This is a genomic window from Pseudomonas hunanensis, assembly GCF_013393325.1.
Taxonomy (GTDB): domain Bacteria; phylum Pseudomonadota; class Gammaproteobacteria; order Pseudomonadales; family Pseudomonadaceae; genus Aquipseudomonas; species Aquipseudomonas putida_P.
Map to the genome: position 1 here is coordinate 160061 of NZ_QJRC01000095.1, position 22401 is coordinate 182461.

A 22401-nucleotide genomic window follows, 5' to 3' on the forward strand; every position below is an offset into this window, starting at 1 on the left:
CAATGACATTACGTCAATGATCCGACACCATAATAAAATTCAATGGGCGATGGGGGCTTTCGTCAAAATATCGACATGCAATTTATGCAAGGGCGCGCTATCAGGGCGGAGGCTGCGTTTCACGGCTGAGAACGCATAGGGGGCATGCCCTGCCCCCAGAGGTTTCACTCGTCTGCGTGGTGAACCACGACCAGCAACTGCGCCGGCGTGACACCTACCGAGCGTAGCCGGTGCGGCGTCTGGGCGTTGAAATGAAGGGCATCGCCCTGTTCCAGCAGCACCCGTTCGTTCATGAAGTCCACTTCCACCTGGCCAGCATGCACGAACAGGAACTCCTCGCCCTGGTGTTCCTTGAACGTGGGGTCACTGAATTCGGAGGGTGGCTGGATCAGGAACGGCAGCAGGCTGCGTTGGCCGACCTGGCTGGTGAGGGCCGCGTATCCCGGCCCTTGCCCATCGCCTACCAACGCCTGGCGCTGGCCATGGCGCACCAGGCTGTAGCGGCTCTGCCCAGCCTGTTCTTCGGCGAACAGCTCTTCGACATTGACGTTCAGCGCCCGTGCCAGTTTCAGCGCCGCCGCGATCGAGGGCGTGTTGAGGCCGCGCTCGACCTTGGACAGGTAGCTTTTGGTCATGCCGGTCTTTTCGGCGAGCATTTCCAGGGTCATCCCCAGTTTCTTACGCAGCAGTTTCAATCGAATAGACATGTAACGCGTGTTTCCCAGGCTGAGGCAGCCATGATACGCGTCTGAAAGCTGACGCCAAGCCTGCGGGGATGGCCTTCAATCAAGGCATCACTGGCGGTACGTACTGCAACGTCGTACCCAGTGCCCACAGCAACACCAGCACCAACGGCACATGCACCAGCAACTGCACGAACGAGAAGCCGATCAGGTCGCGCGCCTTGAGCCCCAGTACGCCCAGCAGCGGCAGCATGTAGAACGGGTTGATCAGGTTCGGCAAAGCTTCGGCAGCGTTGTAGATCTGCACCGCCCAGCCCAGGTGGTACTGCAGGTCATTCGCCACCAGCATCACGTAGGGGGCCTCGATGATCCACTTGCCACCGCCCGAGGGGATGAAGAAGCCCAGCACCGCCGAATACACCCCCATCAGCACGGCATAGGTGTCATGGGTGGCAATCTGGGTGAAGAACAACGAAATATGGTGGGCCAGGGTCTGTTCGTCGACACCCTTCACCTGGGTGAGGATGGCGGCGATCGAACCGTACAGCGGGAACTGGATCAGCACCCCCGTGGTGGTCGGCACGGCACGCGCCACCGCGTCAAGGAAACTGCGCGGGCGCCAGTGCAGCAAGGCACCGAGCATGATGAACAACAGGTTGTAGGTGTTCAGCCCGGAGATAGCGGTAATCGCCGGCTTGGTGGCGAACTCCTGGTACAGCCAGCCAGCGGCCAGGGCCACCAGCAGCAGAATCAGGATGGGGCTGTGCTCCAGCCACTCACCTGGGCGGGTACGTTGCGGTGCGGGCGGCGCCGTGAAGGTGGGGTCGACACCACAGTCTTCAGCGCTGCGTGCACTGTTCGGGCCCGGGGCGGTGGCGTAGGCGATCACCAGCGAGACCACCACCAGCGCCGCCAACATCACGCCGGACTGCCAGAGGAAAATGGTTTCGGTGAACGGGATCACCCCAGTAATCGACAGGATCGAGGGTGGCAGGCTGGCCGGGTTGGCTTGTAGCTGCGCCGCCGACGATGACAGGCCCAGCGCCCACACCGCGCCCAAGCCCAGGTAGGCAGCCGCACCGGCGGCGCGGTAGTCCATTTTCAGGTCGGTGCGCCGCGCCAGGGCGCGTACCAGCAAACCACCGAACACCAGCGACAGGCCCAGTTGAGCAAGGAGGCCAGCATCGATATCAGCGCTACCCAGCACACGGCCGAGCGACCGTTGCCGGGGATGCGCGCCAGGCGATCGATCAGCCGCGCGGCGGGCGGCGAACTGGCAACCACATAGCCACCAATGACCACGAAGGCCATCTGCATGGTGAACGGGATCAAGCTCCAGAAACCGTCGCCAAACGCTTTGGCGGTGTCGGTCGGCTTGGCCCCCATGGCCAGTGCGCCAATGCACACCAGCAGCACCGCCAAGGCGGCGAACACCCAGGAATCGGGGAACCAGCGTTCGGCCCAGTTGGAGCAGCGCAAGGCAAAGCGCGCGGAACGGCTGTCTTGAATTTCAGCGGCCACAGTTGAATTCCTTTTATTGGTTTTATGAGGTGACACGTGTTGCCAGAAAACACAAAACCCTGTGGGAACAGCCATGCCCGCGAATGCATCGGTAAATTCACCGCAGCATTCGCGGGCACGCCCGCTCCCACAGGGTAGGATCGTGTAATGCCTTAGAAGGTCATTTCCTTCACATCATCCGGCACGATCAGCTTGCCGGCGGTTTTCTCGATGATTTCCTCGACGCTCACCCCCGGCGCAGTCTCGCGCAGGATGAACGCGCCGTCTTCGATTTCCAGGTAGGCCAGGTCGGTGAGCACCTTGCGGATGCAACCGGCACCGGTCAGCGGCAAGCTGCACTGGGGCAAAAGCTTGGACTCGCCATCCTTGGAGGCGTGGGTCATGGTGACGATGATGTTGTCGGCGCCAGCCACCAGGTCCATGGCGCCACCCATGCCCTTGACCAGCTTGCCCGGGATCATCCACGAGGCGATGTTGCCCTGCACGTCCACCTCGAAAGCACCCAGCACGGTCAGGTCGACGTGGCCACCACGGATCATGGCGAACGATTGTGCCGAATCGAAGATCGAGGCACCGCGGCGGGCGGTGACGGTTTGCTTGCCGGCATTGATCATGTCGGCATCGATAGTGCTTTCGGTCGGGAATTCGCCCATGCCGAGCAGGCCGTTTTCCGACTGCAGCATCACATCCATATCGGCCGGTACATAGTTGGCCACCAGGGTCGGAATGCCGATGCCCAGGTTGACGTAGTAGCCGTCCTTCAGTTCACGGGCGACGCGTTGTGCCATCTGTTCGCGGGTCAGTGCCATGGTCAGGATCTCTTTGTTGTTCTGGTGATGGCGCTCAGGCCTTGACGGTGCGCTTTTCGATACGCTTTTCGAAGGTGCCGACGATGACACGGTCCACGTAGATGCCCGGGGTGTGGATTTCGCTGGGCAGCAGCACGCCCGGCTCGACGATTTCTTCCACTTCGACCACGGTGATCTTGCCGGCGGTGGCCGCCAGCGGGTTGAAGTTTTGCGCGGTGTTGCGGTACACCACGTTACCGTAGTGGTCGGCCTTCCAGCCCTTGACGATGGCGAAGTCACCGGTGATAGATTCTTCGAGGATGTACTTGCGGCCCTTGAACTCGCGCACTTCCTTGCCGTCGGCTACCGGTGTGCCGTAGCCGGTGGCAGTGTAGAACGCCGGGATGCCGGCCCCTCCTGCGCGCATTTTTTCGGCGAGGGTGCCCTGCGGGGTCAGTTCCACTTCCAGTTCGCCGCTGAGCAGCTGGCGCTCGAACTCGGCGTTTTCGCCCACGTAGGAGGCGATCATCTTGCGGATCTGCCGGTCTTCCAGCAGCACACCCAGGCCGAAGCCGTCGACGCCGCAGTTGTTGGAGACCACCGTCAGGCCCTTGACGCCACGCCGCTTGATTTCGCTGATAAGGTTTTCCGGGATGCCGCACAGGCCAAAGCCACCGGCCAGTACCGTCATGTTGTCGGTCAGGCCTTCGAGGGCCTGTTCATAAGTTGCAACGCGCTTGTCCAGTCCGGCCATGCTGATCCGCCTTTTGTAGTTGTTGAACCGACGAGGCTGTCGGTGAGCGTGTGCAGACATCTTCACCGCAAGCGACTGATTTGTTAATTTTGTTTTCGTCATCGATTGATAACTTTTACAAAACAAACAATAGGCCCGACATGAACGTCAAGCAACTGCGCGCCTTTGTCGCCGTGGCCAAGTACCAGAGCTTCGCCCAGGCCGGTGAACACCTGCATGTTTCGCAACCGGCCTTGAGCCTGACCATCAAGGCCCTGGAAGAAAACCTTGGCGGCGCCCTGCTCAGCCGCACCACGCGCAGCGTCAGCCTGACCGCCGAAGGCGAAGTGCTACTGCCACTGGCACGGCGCCTGCTGGCCGACTGGGACGACACCGAAGAGATGCTGCGCCAGCGCTTCACCCTGCAACTGGGCCGCGTGTCGGTGGCGGCCATGCCGGCCTTCGCCGGCAATTTGCTGCCCCATTCGCTCAAGGTGTTTCGCCAACGCTACCCCAAGGTCAACGTCACCGTGCATGACGTGATCAACGAACAGGTACAGGAACTGGTTCGCCATCGCCGCGTCGAACTGGGCATCGGCTTCGAGCCGGATAACATCGATGGGCTGGACTTTCACCCGTTGTACATGGACCGCTTCGTTGCAGTGCTGCCCGCCGACTCACCCTTGGCACTGCTGCCCCAGGTCAGCTGGGCACAGCTGATGGCCGAAGATTTCGTGGCCCTGCAACGCCCTTCGGCGGTGCGCCTGCTGATGGAGCAGAATGTGGCGGCCCAACACGGCAAGCTGGCAGTGGCCTTCGAGAGCCACCAGCTGACAACCATTGGCCGCATGGTCGCCAGCGGCCTGGGGGTCAGTGCCGTGCCGGCGCTGTGCATCAACCAGATGCAGGAGCTGGGCGCCCGTTGCGTGACCTTGGTCGAGCCTGTCGTCGAGCGGCGCATTGGCGTGATTGCGCTCAGCGAGCACCAGCTTTCCACCGCAGCGCAAGCGCTGCTTGAAGTTCTGCTTTCCAATACCCGCATCCCGGAGGTGACATGCGTTATGTGAAACTGGCAGGTACGCAGGTCCCGGCCATCGGCCAGGGCACTTGGTACATGGGGGAAGACCCTGCGCGCAAGGCTGACGAAGTGGCGGCCCTGCAACAGGGTATCGAGCTGGGCCTGAACCTGATCGACACCGCCGAGATGTATGCCGAAGGGGGGGCGGAAGAAGTCGTTGGCCAGGCCATTGCCGGGCGCCGCGAGCAGGTGTTTCTGGTCAGCAAGGTCTACCCGCACAATGCCGGCCGCCGCAACATGTCGGCCGCCTGCGAACGTAGCCTCACGCGCCTGGGCACCGACTGCATCGATCTTTACCTGTTGCACTGGCGAGGCCAGCACCCGCTGGAGGAAACCGTCGAAGCCTTCGAACGCTTGCGCGAGCAAGGCAAGATCAAGCGCTGGGGCGTGTCCAACTTCGACGTCGATGACCTGCGCGAACTGCACAACCCTGACTGTGCCACCAACCAGGTGCTGTACAACCCGGCCCAACGTGGCATCGAATTCGACTTGCTGCCGTGGTGCGAAAAGCGTGCATTACCGACCATGGCCTACTGCCCGCTGGCCCAAGGCGGGCGCTTGTTGCAACACCCGGTACTGGCAGAAATCGCCGAGCGCCATGGCGCCACACCGGCCCAGGTCAGCCTGGCCTGGGTGACCCGTGATGACGGGGTGGTTGCCATCCCCAAGGCGGTGACGCCCGAGCATGTGCGGCTGAATGCGGCTGCGGGTGCGCTGACCTTGACCCGCGAAGACCTGCGAGCGATTGATCGGGCGTTCCCGGCACCCACGCGCAAGCAGCGGTTAGCGATGGTCTGAGTGGTAGCACTGCTAATTGTATGAGCGGCCTTGGGCCGCTCATACAATTAGCGTACGGTTAATGAAAATCCCGGCTACGCACATCCAGCCCTTGCAACAGCGGGCTCACATCCTCCAGCCGCCGTGCAATCAAGTGCCGCACACCATTCTCCTGCTCCAGCCGCCCACTGACCTTGAGCAGCTGAGCCCCCACCAAGGCCCGCCGCTGCCGTTCGGCAATGTCCCGCCACACCACCACGTTGACCATCCCGTGCTCATCCTCCAGGGTAACGAAGGTCACTCCACTCGCGGTCTGGGGCCGTTGGCGGCCTACTACCAACCCGGCCACGGCAATGGTGTCGCCATGCTCGACACCTTGCAGCTCACTCGAGCTACGACACCCCAGCGCCCTCAGGCGTGAGCGCAGCAGGGCCAGTGGATGCGGGCCAAGCGTAGTACCGAGGGTTTGATAATCGGCTACCAGGTCCTCGTCCACGGTAGGTGCAGGCAAAGCCACCGCCACTTCCGGCAAGGCTTGCACGTCGGCGAACAACGGCAGCTGCGGCTGCACCGCTGCCACCTGCCAGCGTGCCTGATGCCGATCGCTGGCCAAGGCCCGCAGCGCTCCGGCATCGGCCAGGCGGGCTCGGGCCCGTGAGTCGAGCCCGGCACGCAGGCACAGGTCTTCGACGTCGCGCCATGGCCGTTGCGCCCTTGCCTGCTGCAAACGCCTGGCATCGGCTTCGGCCAGGCCACGCACAAGGCGCAAGCCCATGCGAATGGCCAATGTGCCATGCTCATCAGGCTCGAGGGTACAGTCCCATTCACTGTGGCAAACGTCTACGGGCCGCACCTCGATACCCTGGCGGCGAGCCTCCTGCAGCAACTGGTCAGGGCTGTAGAAGCCCATCGGCCAGCTGTTGACCAACGCACACGTGAAGATCGCCGGCTCATGGCACTTCAACCAACTGCTGGCGTAGCACAGCAGGGCAAAACTGGCCGCATGCGATTCAGGGAAGCCGTAGCTGCCAAAGCCCTTGATTTGCTCGAAGATGCGCTGGGCAAACGCCAGCTCGTAACCGTTGCGCAGCATGCCCTGTACCAGCCGCTCGCGGTGCGGTTCCAGGCCACCATGGCGCTTCCAGGCCGCCATGCTGCGGCGCAACTGGTCAGCCTCGCCCGGCGTATAGTCGGCTGCGACCATGGCCAGTTCCATCACCTGCTCCTGGAATAGCGGTACACCCAACGTACGTTCGAAGACTGCCTTGAGTTGCGCGGACGGGTACGTCACCGGCTCCTGTTTCAGGCGCCGGCGCAGGTACGGATGAACCATGTCGCCCTGGATCGGACCGGGGCGGACGATGGCCACTTCGATGACCAGATCGTAGAACGTGGTGGGCCGCAGCCTGGGCAACATGGCCATTTGCGCGCGTGACTCGATCTGGAACACACCCATGGTCTCGGCGCGGCTGATCATGGCGTAGGTGGCTGGGTCTTCGCTGGGGATGGTCGCCAGGGTCAGCTGCCGGCCACGGTGGCGCTGCAGCAGGTCGAAGCAACGGCGCAAGGCACTGAGCATGCCCAGCGCCAGCACGTCGACCTTGAGCAAGCCGACCATGTCCAGGTCGTCCTTGTCCCACTGGATCACCGTACGCTGCGCCATGGCCGCATTCTCCACTGGCACCAACTGGTCGAGCGGTTGCTGGGAGATGACGAAGCCACCTGGGTGTTGCGACAGGTGCCGGGGGAAGCCGATCAGTTCACCAGCAAGTACCAGCACCCGCCGCAGCGAAGGGCTGCCGGCCTCAAAACCGGCCTCGGCCAGGCGCTGCTCATCGGGTATACGGTCGCTCCAGCGGCCACAGCACTTGGCCAATGCATCCACCTGGTCGGCAGGCAGCCCCAGCACCCTCGCCACATCCCGCACAGCTCCGGCGGCATGATAGGTGTTGACCACCGCCGTCAGTGCTGCACGGTGCCGGCCATAGCGGCGGAACACGTACTGGATCACTTCTTCGCGTCGGTCATGCTCGAAATCCACATCGATATCGGGCGGCTCGTTGCGTTCGCGAGACAGAAATCGCTCGAACAGCAGGTGATGCTCCATAGGGTCGAGTTCGGTGATGCCCAGCACGAAACACACTACCGAGTTGGCTGCCGAGCCACGGCCCTGGCACAGAATGCGCTGGCTGCGGGCGAAAGCGACAATGTCGTGCACGGTCAAGAAATAGCTTTCGTAACCAAGCTCTTCGATCAACGCCAGTTCCTTGGCCAGCACATCGCGCACCTTTTCACTTGGCCCGTTTGGCCAGCGCAACGGCAAGCCCTGCTCGCACAGATCACGCAACCAGCTGGCCGGGGTGTGGCCCTCGGGCACCAGTTCGCACGGGTACTGGTATTTCAATTCGCTGAGGTCGAATTGACAGCGCTGGGCAATGGTCAAGGTCTCTGCCAGCAAGTTGGCCGGGTACAGTTCCCCCAGTTGCGCTTGGCTGCGCAGGTGCCGCTCGCCGTTGGCAAACAGAAAGCGCCCGGCCTCGTTTACCTGGCAATGCTGGCGGATGGCAGTCATGCAGTCCTGCAAGGCACGGCGGCCTCGCACATGCATATGTACGTCGCCACAGGCCACGGCGCGCACGCCCACATCAGCCGCCAGTGCCTGCAGGCGCTGCAGGCGCATGGCATCGTCACAGCCCCGGTGCAGGTGCACGGCCAGCCACAGACGCTCGGCGAATACACTGCGCAGCCATTCACCGGTGGCTTTATCAACACTGTCGTCGGCCACCCACAAGGCCAGCAGGCCTTGATGGTGCTGCTGCAGGTCGTCACGAAACAACTGGTACTCACCCTTCTCTGTCCGCCGCCGGGCACGGGTGATCAGTGCGCACAGGTTCTGGTAGCCGGTCAGGTTCTCGACCAACAGCACCAGCTTGGGCCCGTCGTGCAACTGCACCTCGCTGCCGACGATGAGCCGCAGCTGATGCGCCTTGGCGGCCTGCCAGGCGCGCACGATACCGGCCAACGTGCATTCGTCAGTAATCGCCAAGGCCTGGTAGCCTTGTTCGCGCGCGCGCCGGAACAGCTCATCGGCACTCGACGCACCGCGCTGGAAGCTGAAGTTGGACAGGCAATGCAGCTCGGCATAACCCGGCGTGTTCATGCGAACCAACCCTGCAACCACAGTGGGCCGGCCTGGCTCAAGTCGCGGTAGGCCCAGCCGCGCAGGCCGTCACGGGTTTCGATATGGTAGTAATCGCGTCGCACATCGCCGCCATCCCACCAGCCGGATTCGATGCGTTCAGCGTAACCCTGCACCTGATAGCCGGCGCCATCCAGCGCCATCGGTGCCGGCAGCAGCCAGCCTGGGCGACTGCCTGGGGCAACCGGCATGTGGCCTTGAGCGCCCTGCTCTGCCAGTTGCCAGGCGCATTCGGGGCGGTGATCGGCTGCCGCGCTTAGCCCCTTGACGGCCTCATCCCCCAGGCGCGCGCGCAGCCGCTCACGCAATTGCTCCCAGGGTTGCGCCTGTTGCGCCCGAGGGTCGAACAACGCCTGATGCTGTGGCACGAACGGTGGCAAGTCTTCGGCCACCAGCCGCAGGTTGCGCACCGGTGCGGGTATGCGTAGCGGCTCCAGGCGGCCACGGGCCAATTCGAACAACATCGACGCATCGCGTTCGGCCGCCAGCAGGCCAACCTTGAGCACCGTATCTGGCCCCTCGGCATGCTCCAGATACAGGCAAAAGCGCTGCACCCCGCAGTCGCGCCCGGCCAGAAAGGCAGCAAGGTCGTTGAGCATGCGCCGCAGTGGGAACAACAGCGCCTGGTGCGATTCGACGTCGAAGTTCAGTTCGAGACGGGTTTCAAAGCGGTCCGGTGGCCGATAGAAGTCCAGCCCCAGGTTGCGCAGGCCTAGCAGTTGGTCGAGGTGCAACTGCACCTGGGCAGAAAAGCGTCTGGCCAACGTGTCGCGCGGCAAGGCCACTACCTGGCCCAGCTGGCGCAGGCCCATGCGGGCAAAAGCTTCGGCGGCTTCTGCCGGCAAGCCGACACGTGTGATGGGCATGCTCAACAGCGCTGCACGGGTGGCCTCGGCATCGCTCACGGCCAAGCCATCGTGCCCATTGGCAAGCATGCGAGCCGCCACCGGGTTGCTAGCCAGAACGATGCGTTGGCGCAGGCCCAGTTCTGCCAACTCCTGGCGCAGGCGCGCCTCGAACAAAGGCCAGGGGCCGAACAGTTGCAGGCTGGAGCCTACTTCCAGCAACAGCGCCCGAGGGTAATGCAGGCTGACCTGGGCACTGAAGCGGTAAGCCCAGGCTGCCAGCAGTTGCTGCACCTGGTCGATGCGTTTTGGGTCGACTTCGACGCAGGTGAAGCCATCCGCCAGGGCACGCGCTGCAGTCAGGGTTTGCCCGGCTCGCAGGCCCAGTGCAGCGGCGGCCATGTTGACCGACTGCAACACACGTCGCTGAGTCGGCCCGCCAATGAGTACCAAGGGGGTATCAAGGTCGTCACGCTCACGCAGCACGGTATCCAGCGCAAGCTGGGGGAGCAGAATGCAAGCCCAGAGCATGGCGCATCAGCCCCGCCCTGGGCAGGCAATGGGCAGCGCTGGAGGCATGCCACCACGGCTTTTCAGCACGCGCCATTGTGCCGGCCGAGTGTCGACGGCAATGCGCAGTGCTGCCGGTGAAGGGTTGTGCGCCGCCTGCTGCGGCCTGCAGGCGAATGCCAACGCCTGACCGGTTTCGGCGGCCACCTGCAAGCGCCGCAGGGCGCGGTCATCGGCGCGCTCCGGCCAGCACAGCACCGCCGCACAACTGCCCGAGCGCAGGCACTGCTCGGCGGCCCACAGGGCATCGGCAGGTTCGGCGTCCACTTGTACCAGCCAGCGCAGGTCCACACCTGCTGCCTGCCAGGCCGGTGCGTAAGGAATGAAGGGCGGTGCCACCAGCACTACGCGGTTGGCATCTGCACTCAGCCGGGCCAGGGTTGGCCACAGCAAGTGCAACTCGCCACAGCCGGGGCTGGCCAGCAACAGCTCGCTCAGTGCTGCCGCCGGCCAGCCGCCTTCGGGCAAGCGGGCGTCGAGGGCCGCATGGCCGGTTGGCTGCAACCCGAGTGGCCGCGCCTCGGCCTGCCGACCGCGCCAGATACGGCGCTGGTCGAGCAGCCTGTCGAGGTCGACCACCGCGCCCATCAGTCGCGCCTCAGCAGGCCGCAGAATACGCCTTCGATGAAGAATTCCTGTTCTGGCTGCACATCGATGGGCGCATAGGCCGGGTTACGGGGCAACAGCCGGTAATTGCCGCCCTGGCGTTGCAGGCGCTTGATGGTCACTTCGCCGTCCAGGCGCGCCACCACGATCTGCCCGTCACGGGCGTCGGCCTGTTGCAGGATGCCGACCAGGTCACCGTCGAAGATGCCGTCGTCGATCATCGAGTCGCCACGCACTTTAAGCAGGTAGTCAGGGGTGCGGCGGAACATGCTGGGGTCGAGCAGCAACTGTTCGTGGATATCGAGGTCCGGGCCTATGGGGGCGCCTGCCGCTACCTGGCCCAGCACCGGGATTTCGAGAATCTCCGGCCGGCGCAACGGTTCGGCCAGGCGAATGCCCCGCGCCTGGTTAGGCGTGACATCGATGTAACCGGCTTGGCACAGGGCGGTAATGTGCTTGCGGGCGACGCTGCGCGAAGCAAAACCGAAGCGCGTGGCGATATCGGCCAGGCTTGGCGGCTGGCTGTGCTCGGCAATGCGCTCGCGGATGAATTCGAAAATGGCGCGGCGCTTGGGGGTAAGATTGTCCATGGAGCACATTTGTACTCTTTTCGTGGCGCGCTGACCAGCCCCCTTTGTCGTCCACTTTGGTTATGATCCCTTGGCTTGTGTTTTTTTGATCTGGATATCCCATGCTGACCGCCCTGCTGTTCGACCTCGACGGAACCCTTACCGACACCGACACCCTGCACCTGCAGGCCTTTCGCCAAATGCTGCGTGAGCACGACGGCCGTGAGCTGAGCCAGGCGCAGTTCGATGCTCAGGTCAGTGGCCGCGCCAATGGTGAACTGTTCGCCGAGCTGTTCAACGGCGCCAGTGTCGAACAGTGCCAGGCGTTGGCCGACCGCAAGGAGGCATTGTTCCGCGACCTGTCGCCGTCACTTGAACCCATGCCAGGCCTGCTGCGCCTGTTGGAGCACGCCCAGGCCCATGCCATCGGCATGTGTGTGGTGACCAACGCACCGCGACTGAACGCCGAGCACATGCTGAACGCCATGGGCCTTGGCCAGCGCTTTGAACATGTGTTGGTGGCCGAGGAACTGGCGCGGCCCAAGCCAGACCCGCTGCCTTACCTCACCGGGCTGCAGCAGCTGGGTGCCGAGGCCAGGCAGGCGCTGGCTTTCGAGGACTCATTGCCGGGGGTGACCGCTGCCAGTGGCGCGGGGATCTTTACCGTGGGCGTGGCAACGACGCAGACCGCTGAACGTTTGCTGGCGGCGGGTGCACAGCTGGTGATAGATGACTTCAACGACCCTGCACTGTGGGCCCTGATCGAGTCCATGCAGTAAGCATCTGGGGCCCCCATGCTGATCGACGAAGAACTGACCCTTAAAAAGCTGGAAACCTTCCTCGCCTTCATGCGCACCGGCAACCTCGGCCGCGCCGCCGCCGAGCTGTCGACCAGCGCAGTCAGCGTGCACCGTGCCATCCATTCGCTGGAAAGCGCGCTGCGCTGCCCGTTGTTCAAGCACGAAGGCCGCCAGCTGATCCCGCTGGAAAGCGCCTACGTGCTGGAAAAGAAAGCCCGGCAGCTGATCCAGGACGCCGAGCAGATGGTGCGTCAAACCCGCGAAGCAGCCGGTTTTTACGCCGAGCGCTTCCGCTTGGGCGCACTCTACTCGCTGACCGTGAAAACCGTGCCAAAGCTGGTCATGGGCCTCAAGCTGCGCCGCAGCGAACTGAACATCGACCTGACCCTGGGCTCCAACGTCGATCTGCTGCAGCGCCTGAAGAACCACGAACTGGAGGCCATCCTCGTCTCCCTCGACGAGAGCGCCAGCGACCCGGCCTGCGAGCAACTGCCGCTGTTCTCCGACGACATTTTCCTTGCCGTACCTACTGATTCGCCCTTCGCCGGGCAGGCCGAGGTAGACCTGGCTGACCTCGCCGACTCCACTTTCATTACCCTGACCCAGGGCTTCGCCACACACCGCGATGGCGCCCGGGTGTTCCAGCAGGCCGGGTTCGAGCCGAAGGTGGCCATGCAGGTGAACGATATCTTCACCCTGCTGAGCATGGTCAGTTCAGGCGTGGGCTTCGCCCTGCTGCCTGGGCGCATCGCGGCGGTGTACGAGAACCGCGTCAGGTTGATTGCCTTGAAGCCGCAATATCGCCTGCAGCAGCACATTGGCGTGGTGTTTCTGAAGGCGCGCGAGCGGGAGCCAAACTTGTTGGCGTTGTTGGCAGAGTGCCGAATGTACAGCCGAGATAACTGAACCTGCGCCAGCAACGGCCGGTGCAGATTCATGGGCTCAAAGGTCGTAACGCTCGGTATTGAAGTTGACCAGCCAATAATTGTCGCTGCGACGCTCATCGGTGACCTGCCCGGCGTCATCAGACTCATACTCGGATGGCGACGTGCTCTGGTAGTTGCCAGACTGGTTGTACACACCGGGCGTGCGCGCAAACACAACTACCAGGTTGTGGTCTTCCTTCTCACGCAGTTGCTCGTCGGTGATCACGACCACGCTCGACTGGGTCTACTCCAGGTGCGGTTGATCTTTTCCCGGTCACCTTGCCGTATGCCTGCACGTTCCTCCCTGCAGGCGGAGCGGAGTCTGGAGTAAAGGTAATGGGAAGTAAATACTATTGGTAATACGTCGCATTTGTGACGGATGAAGCCCTGCTCACATGCCACCCTTGCAGCAATACGGCCAAAGCCGCCAACCCGGCAGGGACCAGTAATGATGCAAACACTTGTGCAAAACTCCAGCCCAACGCCAGCATCTGAGCCCCGGCGAAGGCGCTGAGCACGGCGCCGATGCGCCCAATGCCGCTCATCCAGCTGGCCCCGGTCGCCCGCGCTTGCGTAGGGTAAAAGGCCGCCGCCAATGCATTCATGCCAACACTCGCGCCGTTCAGCCCAAAGCCCACAGCGCAGGCTATGGCGCACAGCCAGGCGAAATCCCCCACCACTTGGCCAATCGTGAAGATAACCGCGCCACTGAACAGAAACGTCAGCATCAACACCCGCTGCGGATTGCAACGGTCCATGGCCCAACCCACTGAAATCGCCCCCACCGGGCCGCCTATCTGGAAACAGGCCGTGACAATGGCCGCTTCCGAGACCGAAAAACCACCGCCCTCCTTCACCAGCGTCGGCAGCCAGCCGCTGAACAGATAGACCAGAAACAGCGCCAACACATAGCCCGCCCAGAGCATGCAGGTACCAAAGCGATAGCGCGGTGAGAGGATGGTGCCGATGGCTCCACCTGCAGCCGGGGCGTTGCCGAGCATGACAAAGGTGGTGTCGGCGTTGACATGCTCAGGTGCCAAGCGGCGGACAATGGCCATAACGCGCTTGCGCTCTGCACCTTTGCTGACCAGGAACGTTACCGATTCCGGCAGGCGCCAATACAGCAGCGGCAGGACCAGCAGCGGCAACACCCCACCCAGCACCAGAACACTGCGCCACCCCAGGTTGGGGATCATCCAGGCGCTGACGAACCCACCCATCGCCGCCCCCAGGGAGAACCCGCAGAACGCCAGGGTAATCAGCAGTGAGCGGCTGCGTGCTGGAGCGTATTCACTGACCAAGGTGCTGGCATTGGGCATGGCCGCCCCCAGGCCCAGGCCCGTGAGAAAGCGCAGCGCAACCAAGGTTTCCAAGTTGGGTGAAAAGGCCGAGGCCAAGGTCCAGATGCCGAACAGCAGCACGCTGTACAGCAGCACCGCCTTGCGCCCGTAGCGGTCCGCCAGGGGCCCGGCAATCAGCGCGCCAAGCGCCAGGCCGATCAGCGCGGCGCTCAAAACCGGGCCCAGGCTTTGCGCACCCAGGTGCCAATCGCTTTTCAGTTGTGGGGCAATGAAGCCGATGATGGCGACGTCCAGGCCGTCCAGCGCAATGATGAGAAAGCCGAGGAACACCACCCATTTCTGGTAGCGGCCGATGGGTTGCTGGTCGATCAGTTGGCGCACGTCGAGCGTGTTGTTCATGGGTATCACCTGTTGTTGTTTTTATGACGGTGTTTCAGCCCAGGCTGGGCAAGCGCACAGGCCTTATGATCCGTGTCTCCTGCGCTACCACAAGGTCGCGGGTGGCATGCAGATAGGCAGCAAAGTCCGGGTCGGCATCCCGCGCCGCGCTGCGCTTTTCAAAATCATCGAGGCTGTCATAGCCCCACAAGTGCACCACCTGGTTCAACGGGCCGATGCTGCTGGTGTAGAACGCCAGGGGTGCGCCGAGGTGGCGCAGCAGGATCGGCATCGCCAACTGGTCGAAGGCTTCGAGAAAGGCCGCCATGCAGCGCGGGCGAATGGTGTAGATGCGGTGGTCGACTACAGGCTTGTCCATCACGCCACCTCCCGCGCTTTGCCCGCAGCCGCCAGGCCCTGCTCGACACCCGCCAGATGGCGCCCGGTGATGTAGCCAAAGGTCATGATCGGCCCCAGGGTGATGCCGGCACCGGGGTAGTTGCCGCCCATGATGCTGGCTCGGTCGTTACCCACCGCGTACAGGCCGTCGATGGCCTGCCCATCGGCCGCCAATACTTCACCGACCACGCTGGTGCGTAGCCCGTCGAAGGTGCCCAGGTCGCCCATGATCACCTTCACGGCAAAGTACGGCCCTTCGCCCACCGGCGCCACGCACGGGTTGGGCTGTTGCTGCGGGTCGGCCAGGTAGCGGTTGAAGCTGGTGCTGCCGCGACCGAACTGGCGGTCTTCGCCCTGCACCGCGCCAAGGTTGTATTCGCGCACGGTCTGCTGCAGCCCTTGCGCGTCGATACCGGCCTTGCCCGCCAGCTCGGCCAGGGTCTTGCCCTTGAGCAGGTAACCATTACGCAACAAGGGCCCCAACGGCATCGGTGCAGGCTTGGCAAAGCCCAGGCCATACTTGGCCAGGGTGCGGCGGTCGCACACCAGCCACATGGCGGTTTCTGCCTGACCGGCGCAGACTTCGATCAATGCTGCGCCCACGTCATGGTAAGAATTCGACTCGTTGGTGAAACGCTGCCCCGAACGCAGCACACCGATCACACCTGGCTTGTAGCGGTCGAGCAAATGCGGAAAGGCAATGTGCCGCCCGCCAGCCACTGGCACCTTCGATACCGGCATCCAGGCGGCGGCTGCCTGCAGGCGGATATCGACCTTGGCCCCCAACGCCTCGGCCATGCGCGCACCGTCACCGGTATTGCCCGCCGGCACCGGCGAAAAGTGCTCGCCGCCACGCCGCACATGCGGGTAGGCCTGGCGCAGCCGTTGCAAATCATGGGAGAAACCGCCACAAGCCAGTACCACCCCACGCCGGGCCTGAATGCGCTGCTCGCTGTCAGCCTGCCCGACCAATGCCCCTGTCACTCGACCCTCTTCATGCAGCAGTTGCCGCGCCGGTGTACCTGTGAGAATCGGGATGCCCAGGTCCAGTGCCGAGCGTACCAGCCGCGCTGCCAGGGCATTGCCGCTGGTGACCTGGGTGCCACGTCGGTACAGGGCAAGCTCCTTCAAATGGGTTATCAGGCGCTTGGCCACATACACGAACGAAGTCAGCGAGCGGGTGACATTGAAGAAATGCTTGAGGTCGGCATTCGACGAATTGAACATCATGCCAATGAACGTGATGGTCTTCAGCGGCGGGCGCAGGCGCGCCATGTCCGGCCCCAGGCCACGAATGTCGTAAGGAGCGGCCAGTATCGAGCGGCCCACATCGACACCGCCCTCCACTTGTGGGTGGTAATCGGGGTACAGCGTGGGCACGAACTTGACCGCCGTTTCGCGCTCGAAAAACGCCACCATCTGCGGCGCGTAGCGCAAGAAGGCTTCCACCCCCGCCGCATCGAAACAGGCACCGGCTTCGTTGCGCAGGTAGGTCATGGCCGCTGTATGGCTGTCCTCGGCCCCGTGCGGGTTGCCCGGCACCCACAACACGCCACCGGAAAACGCCGTGGTGCCACCAAAGCAGTCGTCCTTTTCAATGACGATGACATCCAGGCCAAGCTTTTTCGCCGTGATGGCTGTCGCCAGGCCGCCAGCCCCCGCGCCGATTACCAGTACATCGCAGCTACGCGTATTCATTGGCCAGCCCCCTCGAAGCCCGGGCGCGGGATCAATGCCATGGGCATGCACTCCAGCCCGCCATCCACGGTCAGCTCGGCGCCGTTGATATAGTCGGCGCGGCGGCTGGCCAGAAACAGCACGGCCTCGGCGATATCCTGCGGCTCACCAATGCGACGGTTGGCGGTCATGGCGCTACGCTGGCGTTCCACCTGCGGGTCGGCATAGAACGCCGCCGACAAGGGCGTGCGGATCAAGCCCGGGCACACGGCGTTGCTGCGCACACCCCGCGGCCCCCACTCCACGGCAAGCTGCCGCGACAGCATGCTCACGCCAGCCTTGGCCGCGCTGTAGGCACCGCTGTTGGGTTGCGGGTAATGGGCGGCAATCGAGGCTACATGCACGATGCGGCCCTGGCCGCGAGCCAGCATCGAGCGGCCGAAGGCCTGGGCACACAACAGGTAGCCGCTGAGGTTGACCGCCAGCACCTGGTTCCATTGCTCCAGGCTCAGCGTGTCCAGCGCGCCGGGGCGCAGCACGCTGGCATTGTTGACCAGCACATCGCAGCGCCCATGCAGTGCCTGCACCTGGGCAGCCGCTTGCTCCACGCTGGCCGGGTCGGCAATGTCACAGGCCAGGGCGCTGACTTCGCCCGTGCTGTGCTCACCCAAGGTGGCCGCCAGTTCGCGGCATTTGTCCAGGTCGCGGTCCAGCAGCACCACGTGGGCCTGCTGCTCCACCAAGGCTGCGGCCAGCGCGGCACCAATGCCGCCGGCGGCGCCGGTTACCACGCATACGGCCGAGTCCAGGCCCAGCCACTGAGAGGCAATCTTATTGTTGTTCATGCTGTTCTCCAGAGTGTCGCTTGTTCTGGACAACAGCCTATGGCCGGCAGGCCCATCGGCAGAATGGACAAAACCTGCAACCAGCCCCACATTCCCGTCATTTTTTCCTTTGTGCCCTGAAGCCTGCGTACAGCTGTGGCACAGTGATCAGGTACCGAACAGAACAATTACAACAACATGAACAAAATCCCCAATTACGCCCTGTACGGTGAAACCGCACAGCCGGTGTGGCACGAAGCCCTGCACGTGGAGCAGATTTCCCAGCGCTCTGGCGCGCACAACTGGGAAATCGCCGCACACCGTCACGAAGGCTTGCTGCAGCTGCTGTACCTGCAAAGCGGTGGCGGTGAAGTGCTGTTCGACAGTGACCGGTTGCAGGTTCATGCGCCTTGCGTGGTGTATGTGCCGGCGCAAGTGGTGCATGGCTTTCATTGGGCCGGCCAGGTCGAGGGCCAGGTGATCACTGCCGCGCAACACCCGCTGGAGAGCATCGCCCAGGTGCTGGCGCCCAACCTGCTGGTGCAACTTCGCAAACCGCAGGTGGTCGCCCTGCCGAAATGGGCCGCTGATGAAGACCCGTTGCTGCCACTGTGCCGGGCCCTGCGCGAGGAATACCACAACCGCGCCCGCGAGCATGTGGCCAGCAGCATGGCGCTATTGCTGACGCTGATGATCCAGGTGCTGCGCCATGAGCCGCACTTGCCCCAGGGAGAGCAGCGCCCGGTGTCCAGGCGCAGCCAGCAGTTGACCGCTTTTCGCGAGCTGGTGGACATGCACTACCGCGCGCACAGGCCACTGGCAGACTACGCCGCCGAACTGGGCATGACCCTGGCGACGTTGGGGCGGTTATGCCAGGAGCACCTGGGCATGACCCCCATGAACGTGATCAATGCCCGCCAGGTGCTGGAGGCCAAGCGCATGCTTGGGCATTCGAGCCTGAGTGTGAAAGAGATCGCCCACGAACTGGGGTTTGCCGATGTGGGGTATTTCAGCCGGTTCTTTCGCAAGCAGGCTGGGGTGAGCCCGAGTGCTTTCCGTGAAGCCCATTGACACCTGCAGGGCCGGCGCAGGAACGATCAAACAGCCAAGGCCCGCTGCACCTCGCCGACGGTGGTCGCCAGGCTGCTCAAGTGTAAATTCAACACCCGCTCCACCGGCGCCTGGTCCAGCGGCCAGTGCAAGGCAATGCTTCCAGCCAGGCGCCCTTCGGCATGCACCGGCAAAGCAATGGCACGGATCAGGAACGGCAGGCGCACCGGGTACTCCCAGTGCCCCTCGGTCCGCTGACCAAAGCCCTTGTGGGCTTCTTCTTCGATATCGCGCAGCAACGTGTCGTCACCCAGCCGCGCATGGGCCGCCAGGCGCTGCACTTCGTCCTCCGCCAGCTCACCCAGGCAGGCCCGCCCCATCGCCGAATGGAACAGGCTGGCATGGTGCCCGACGATCTGGCAGGTGTGCGGGTAACGCTTGCGCAACACCTGGGGAATGGCGCTTTCCATCACTTCCAGCCGCTGGCCGTCGAAGCACGACAGGTCCGCTACCAGCCCAGTGCGTTCACTCAGCTCCAGCAGCATGGGCGCGGCGCTTTCCACCAGGCGCCGCTTGAAGCGCAACTGGCGGTCACCGAACAGGCGCCGCGCGCACAGCCGGTAGCGCCTGTCGCTCAGGCCACGGTACACCCAGCCTTGCTCCTGCAGGGTGGCAAGCATGCGCGACACCGTGGCCTTGGGCAGCGCCGTCAGGTAATGCAGTTCTTCCAGGCCCAGTGCCTGGTGTTCGCCCAGCAGGTCGACAATGGCCAGCGCCCGCTCCACCGAACGCACGCCGCCGCTGTCTGCCGTGATGCCCATGGGTATGACCTCCTTGTAGCGGGATGGTCAGGATAGCCAGCAAGAACCGCGCCTGCCCAGTGCTGTCATGAACCCTGCAGGCATTGTGGCGGGCAACGCTCCACCCAGCGGGTGAGCTGCTCATGGGCATACGCCAGCTGCAACACGGCATGGTCCGCCTGGGCCGGGCCTATGATTTGCAGGCCCATGGGCAGGCCGCCAGCATTGAACCCGACCGGCACGCTGATGCTCGGCAAGCCGGCCAGGGTTGGCCCGATCACCACCTCCATCCAACGGTGATAGGTGTCCATCGCCCGCCCGCCGACCGCCGTCGGCCATGGCTGGCGTGCATCGAAAGGGAACACCTGGGCCGAGGGCAACAGCAGGAAATCGTAACGTTCGAACAGCTTGGCCAAGGCGCGGTACCAATCGCTGCGGTCCAACGAGGCCTGGTACAGCGCCGCCGCACTCATCTGCAAGCCACCTTCCACCTCCCACTGGGCTTCGGGCTTGAGCAGTGCGCGCTTGGCTGGGTCGGCATAGGCCGCGCCGAGGTTGCCGTGCACCAGGAAGTGGCGATGGCTCAGCCAGCATTGCCACAAGCGTGCCAGGTCGAATGCCGGCTGGCAGGCCTCGACCTGGCAGCCCAGTTCGGCAAAGTCGGCCAGCGCCGACTCGCACAGGCTCATCACCCCGTCATCCATCGGCAGGTAACCGTTGTAGTCGCCCAGCCAGCCGACCCGCACACCTCGGAAGTCGCGCTGCAAGGCGTCGGTGAAATCGCGCCGGCCTTCGCTTAACGACAGCGGCACCCGCGCGTCGACGCCAGCCTGTATCGACAACAACCGCGCCACATCGACCACACTGCGGCCCATCGGCCCCTCGGTGGCCAGCTGCTGCACGAACAACTCCGGCGCCGGCCCATGCGGCACCCGGCCTTGTGACGGGCGCAGGCCGAACACGTTGTTGAACGCCGCCGGGTTGCGCAGCGAGCCCATCATGTCGCTGCCGTCGGCCACCGGCAGCAAGCGCATGGCCAGTGCCGCAGCCGCCCCGCCGCTGCTGCCACCGGCCACCCGCCCTGAGTCGTAGGCATTGGTAGTGGTGCCAAACAGGCTGTTGTAGGTTTGCGAGCCGAGGCCGAACTCAGGCACGTTGCTCTTGCCCACGATCAGCGCCCCGCTAGCCCGCACCCGCGCCACGCTGATCGCATCCTGCTCGGGCACCTGCTCGGCGAACAGCGGCGAACCCAGGGTGGTGCGCAGCCCGGCGGTGGCGGCCAGGTCCTTGATCGCCTGCGGCATGCCATGCATCCAGCCGCGCGAGTGGCCACGGGCACGTTCGCGGTCGCGCTCGTCGGCCTCGGCCAGCAGCACCTCGGCCGGGCGCAGCGATACCAGCGCATTGACCTGCGGGTTGAAGCGTTCGATATGCGCAAGGTAAGCCTGCATCACCTCCCGGCACGACAGCTGGCCGCCATGAATGGCCTGGGACAATGCCTCTGCATCGAGGGCAACGATGGGGTCGATGGCTAGCGGCTTCACGGTTTTACTCCAAGGTTGAAAGTGGCAGGCTGGCCCGCTCGGGGTGCTTCTTTCAGGCAGCAGGTAGCCAACAGCGTCAGCAGGCAGGCGAACAGCACGTAGAACGATGGCGCCACCGGGGTTCCCAGCACTTTGCTCAGCCAGGTCACGATCAACGGGGCAAAGCCGCCGAACACCATTACCGCTACGTTATAGGCCACCGACACGCCAGTGGAACGCACCTCGACCGGGAACTGCTCGGCCAAGGCGGTAGGTGCCGGGCCAAAGAAGCCGCCAATGGCGGTGCACAGCAGCAGTTGCATGACCAGCAGCCGCTCCACGGAGGGCGCGGCGGCCACCCACACATACAGCGGGTAGACCATCACGAAGAACGCCAGGGTGAAGGCCATCAGCACCGGGCGCCGCCCCAGCCGGTCAGACAGCGCGCCAGACAACGGAATCACCACGGTCATCAGCCCGACCGCGAGCATCTGTACCAGCAGCACCTGGTCCAGCGGCAGCCCAAGGTTCTTGTGGGCAAAGGTCGGCATGTTCACCAGCACCACGTAGAACGACACCGTCGCGCCACAGGCCAGGCCCATCGACACCAGCAGGCTACGCCGATGTTCACGCAGTACCTGCCACAGGCTGGGCGACTGCCCCTTGGCCTGGCGGCGCGCCTCGACGAACTCCTCGGGCTCTTCCATATGCTTGCGAATCCACAGCCCCACCGGGCCGATCAGCAGGCCCAGCACGAAGGGAATACGCCAGCCCCAGCTGTCCAGCGCTTCAGGCGTGCACAGGTGAGTAACCAGGGCCACCATGGCCGCGCCGGAGAACACCGCCAGGCACTGCCCTACCAATTGCCACGAGCCATATAGCCCCTTGCGGTGGGCCGGCGCGCTTTCCACCAGAAACGCCGTAGCGCTGGCATACTCGCCACCCGTGGCAAAGCCCTGCAGCATGCGCGCGACCACGATCAACAGCGGCGCCGCCATGCCGATGGCCAGGTAGTCGGGGGCAAAGGCGATCATCGCGATCGACACGGTCATCAGGCGGATGATCATCTGCATGGCCGCCTTGCGGCCCTTGCGATCGGAATACATGCCCAACAACACGCCACCCACCGGGCGCATGAAAAAGCCGACGCCGAAGGTGGCCAAGGCCATCAGCAGCGAAGCGTATTCATCGTCGGACGGGAAAAACTGCCGGGCAATGATGCTGGCCAAAAAGCCGTACACGATAAAGTCATACCATTCCAGGGCATTGCCGATAACGGCGGCGACCACTTGCCGGGTACGCGACACGCCGGTGCTCGAAGTCTGCATAGGGAACACTCCACACAATGATTGGG

The 22401-nt window shown here is 63.8% G+C and carries 20 protein-coding genes and 1 pseudogene; 5 read left to right on the top strand and 16 right to left on the bottom strand.

Annotation, left to right across the window (positions count from 1 at the left end):
* Positions 1–164: 164 nt before the first annotated feature.
* The 4 genes and pseudogenes from DM807_RS17410 to DM807_RS17425 form a co-directional block, all read right to left on the bottom strand.
* The gene (locus DM807_RS17410) at positions 165–707 is read right to left on the bottom strand and encodes a helix-turn-helix domain-containing protein (RefSeq protein WP_012272369.1); all 543 of its coding nucleotides are present in this window, start codon (positions 705–707) and stop codon (positions 165–167) included.
* Between the two features lie 79 nt (positions 708–786).
* A pseudogene (locus DM807_RS17415) lies at positions 787–2204 on the bottom strand (short-chain fatty acid transporter).
* Between the two features lie 152 nt (positions 2205–2356).
* Entirely contained in the window at positions 2357–3013 is a 657-nt protein-coding gene (locus DM807_RS17420; protein WP_012272371.1) for a CoA transferase subunit B, read from the bottom strand.
* Positions 3014–3047: 34 nt separating this feature from the next.
* Positions 3048–3746 (bottom strand): CoA transferase subunit A, encoded by a 699-nt coding sequence (locus tag DM807_RS17425; RefSeq protein WP_004374230.1) that lies wholly within the window; start codon positions 3744–3746, stop codon positions 3048–3050.
* A 140-nt stretch (positions 3747–3886) separates the two neighbouring features.
* On the opposite strand from DM807_RS17425, the gene DM807_RS17430 reads away from it, so the two are divergent.
* Together DM807_RS17430 and DM807_RS17435 are read left to right on the top strand one after the other, a co-directional pair.
* Positions 3887–4792, top strand: coding sequence for a LysR family transcriptional regulator (locus DM807_RS17430; protein WP_069942606.1), 906 nt, complete (start codon positions 3887–3889; stop codon positions 4790–4792).
* Positions 4780–5601 (top strand): aldo/keto reductase, encoded by an 822-nt coding sequence (locus tag DM807_RS17435; RefSeq protein WP_012272373.1) that lies wholly within the window; start codon positions 4780–4782, stop codon positions 5599–5601. Before DM807_RS17430 ends, DM807_RS17435 begins: the two co-directional genes overlap by 13 nt.
* Positions 5602–5659: 58 nt before the next feature.
* On the opposite strand, the gene DM807_RS17440 is transcribed toward DM807_RS17435, so the two are convergent.
* From DM807_RS17440 to lexA, 4 genes are read right to left on the bottom strand one after another with little or no spacing between them, the layout of a single operon-like run.
* Complete coding sequence (locus DM807_RS17440) at positions 5660–8740, bottom strand: error-prone DNA polymerase (protein WP_179027605.1); 3081 nt, start codon at positions 8738–8740, stop codon at positions 5660–5662.
* A complete protein-coding gene (locus DM807_RS17445) occupies positions 8737–10155 on the bottom strand; it encodes a Y-family DNA polymerase (RefSeq protein ID WP_179027606.1) in 1419 nt (472 codons plus the stop codon). Before DM807_RS17445 ends, DM807_RS17440 begins: the two co-directional genes overlap by 4 nt.
* 6 nt (positions 10156–10161) lie before the next feature.
* Entirely contained in the window at positions 10162–10782 is a 621-nt protein-coding gene (gene imuA, locus DM807_RS17450; RefSeq protein ID WP_012272376.1) for a translesion DNA synthesis-associated protein ImuA, read from the bottom strand.
* Positions 10782–11390, bottom strand: coding sequence for a transcriptional repressor LexA (gene lexA, locus DM807_RS17455; RefSeq protein ID WP_085985452.1), 609 nt, complete (start codon positions 11388–11390; stop codon positions 10782–10784). Before lexA ends, imuA begins: the two co-directional genes overlap by 1 nt.
* Positions 11391–11491: 101 nt before the next feature.
* On the opposite strand from lexA, the gene DM807_RS17460 reads away from it, so the two are divergent.
* Together DM807_RS17460 and DM807_RS17465 are read left to right on the top strand one after the other, a co-directional pair.
* Entirely contained in the window at positions 11492–12148 is a 657-nt protein-coding gene (locus tag DM807_RS17460) for an HAD family hydrolase (RefSeq protein WP_179027607.1), read from the top strand.
* A 15-nt stretch (positions 12149–12163) separates the two neighbouring features.
* Complete coding sequence (locus DM807_RS17465; RefSeq protein WP_012272379.1) at positions 12164–13075, top strand: LysR family transcriptional regulator; 912 nt, start codon at positions 12164–12166, stop codon at positions 13073–13075.
* A gap of 36 nt (positions 13076–13111) precedes the next feature.
* Here the strand turns inward: DM807_RS17465 and DM807_RS17470 are convergent, their stop codons facing one another.
* From DM807_RS17470 to DM807_RS17490, 5 genes are all read right to left on the bottom strand, one after another.
* On the bottom strand, positions 13112–13321 hold the full coding sequence (locus DM807_RS17470; RefSeq protein ID WP_370739302.1) for a hypothetical protein: 210 nt from the start codon (positions 13319–13321) through the stop codon (positions 13112–13114).
* A gap of 124 nt (positions 13322–13445) precedes the next feature.
* Entirely contained in the window at positions 13446–14795 is a 1350-nt protein-coding gene (locus DM807_RS17475) for an MFS transporter (RefSeq protein ID WP_179027608.1), read from the bottom strand.
* Between the two features lie 34 nt (positions 14796–14829).
* Positions 14830–15153 (bottom strand): NIPSNAP family protein, encoded by a 324-nt coding sequence (locus DM807_RS17480; RefSeq protein ID WP_012272382.1) that lies wholly within the window; start codon positions 15151–15153, stop codon positions 14830–14832.
* The gene (locus tag DM807_RS17485; RefSeq protein WP_179027609.1) at positions 15153–16871 is read right to left on the bottom strand and encodes an FAD-dependent oxidoreductase; all 1719 of its coding nucleotides are present in this window, start codon (positions 16869–16871) and stop codon (positions 15153–15155) included. Before DM807_RS17485 ends, DM807_RS17480 begins: the two co-directional genes overlap by 1 nt.
* Positions 16868–17695: an SDR family NAD(P)-dependent oxidoreductase gene (locus DM807_RS17490; RefSeq protein ID WP_179027610.1), complete on the bottom strand. Its 828-nt coding sequence runs from the start codon at positions 17693–17695 to the stop codon at positions 16868–16870. Before DM807_RS17490 ends, DM807_RS17485 begins: the two co-directional genes overlap by 4 nt.
* Before the next feature lie 177 nt (positions 17696–17872).
* On the opposite strand from DM807_RS17490, the gene DM807_RS17495 reads away from it, so the two are divergent.
* On the top strand, positions 17873–18745 hold the full coding sequence (locus DM807_RS17495; protein WP_179027611.1) for a helix-turn-helix domain-containing protein: 873 nt from the start codon (positions 17873–17875) through the stop codon (positions 18743–18745).
* 26 nt (positions 18746–18771) lie between these two features.
* Here the strand turns inward: DM807_RS17495 and DM807_RS17500 are convergent, their stop codons facing one another.
* The 3 genes from DM807_RS17500 to DM807_RS17510 all read right to left on the bottom strand — a co-directional run bounded on the left by DM807_RS17500 (position 18772) and on the right by DM807_RS17510 (position 22375).
* Positions 18772–19545: an IclR family transcriptional regulator gene (locus DM807_RS17500; protein WP_012272386.1), complete on the bottom strand. Its 774-nt coding sequence runs from the start codon at positions 19543–19545 to the stop codon at positions 18772–18774.
* Positions 19546–19610: 65 nt separating this feature from the next.
* The gene (locus DM807_RS17505; protein ID WP_179027612.1) at positions 19611–21068 is read right to left on the bottom strand and encodes an amidase; all 1458 of its coding nucleotides are present in this window, start codon (positions 21066–21068) and stop codon (positions 19611–19613) included.
* Positions 21065–22375: a citrate-proton symporter gene (locus DM807_RS17510; protein WP_179027613.1), complete on the bottom strand. Its 1311-nt coding sequence runs from the start codon at positions 22373–22375 to the stop codon at positions 21065–21067. The genes DM807_RS17505 and DM807_RS17510 overlap by 4 nt, the downstream gene beginning before the upstream one ends.
* Between the last annotated feature and the right edge of the window lie 26 nt (positions 22376–22401).

Coding starts and splice junctions, on each gene's coding strand:
- DM807_RS17410 (WP_012272369.1), bottom strand. CDS start 707: ATGTCTATTCGATTGAAACTGCTGCGTAAGAAACTGGGGATGACCCTG.
- DM807_RS17420 (WP_012272371.1), bottom strand. CDS start 3,013: ATGGCACTGACCCGCGAACAGATGGCACAACGCGTCGCCCGTGAACTG.
- DM807_RS17425 (WP_004374230.1), bottom strand. CDS start 3,746: ATGGCCGGACTGGACAAGCGCGTTGCAACTTATGAACAGGCCCTCGAA.
- DM807_RS17430 (WP_069942606.1), top strand. CDS start 3,887: ATGAACGTCAAGCAACTGCGCGCCTTTGTCGCCGTGGCCAAGTACCAG.
- DM807_RS17435 (WP_012272373.1), top strand. CDS start 4,780: ATGCGTTATGTGAAACTGGCAGGTACGCAGGTCCCGGCCATCGGCCAG.
- DM807_RS17440 (WP_179027605.1), bottom strand. CDS start 8,740: ATGAACACGCCGGGTTATGCCGAGCTGCATTGCCTGTCCAACTTCAGC.
- DM807_RS17445 (WP_179027606.1), bottom strand. CDS start 10,155: ATGCTCTGGGCTTGCATTCTGCTCCCCCAGCTTGCGCTGGATACCGTG.
- imuA (WP_012272376.1), bottom strand. CDS start 10,782: ATGGGCGCGGTGGTCGACCTCGACAGGCTGCTCGACCAGCGCCGTATC.
- lexA (WP_085985452.1), bottom strand. CDS start 11,390: ATGGACAATCTTACCCCCAAGCGCCGCGCCATTTTCGAATTCATCCGC.
- DM807_RS17460 (WP_179027607.1), top strand. CDS start 11,492: ATGCTGACCGCCCTGCTGTTCGACCTCGACGGAACCCTTACCGACACC.
- DM807_RS17465 (WP_012272379.1), top strand. CDS start 12,164: ATGCTGATCGACGAAGAACTGACCCTTAAAAAGCTGGAAACCTTCCTC.
- DM807_RS17475 (WP_179027608.1), bottom strand. CDS start 14,795: ATGAACAACACGCTCGACGTGCGCCAACTGATCGACCAGCAACCCATC.
- DM807_RS17480 (WP_012272382.1), bottom strand. CDS start 15,153: ATGGACAAGCCTGTAGTCGACCACCGCATCTACACCATTCGCCCGCGC.
- DM807_RS17485 (WP_179027609.1), bottom strand. CDS start 16,871: ATGAATACGCGTAGCTGCGATGTACTGGTAATCGGCGCGGGGGCTGGC.
- DM807_RS17490 (WP_179027610.1), bottom strand. CDS start 17,695: ATGAACAACAATAAGATTGCCTCTCAGTGGCTGGGCCTGGACTCGGCC.
- DM807_RS17495 (WP_179027611.1), top strand. CDS start 17,873: ATGAACAAAATCCCCAATTACGCCCTGTACGGTGAAACCGCACAGCCG.
- DM807_RS17500 (WP_012272386.1), bottom strand. CDS start 19,545: ATGGGCATCACGGCAGACAGCGGCGGCGTGCGTTCGGTGGAGCGGGCG.
- DM807_RS17510 (WP_179027613.1), bottom strand. CDS start 22,375: ATGCAGACTTCGAGCACCGGCGTGTCGCGTACCCGGCAAGTGGTCGCC.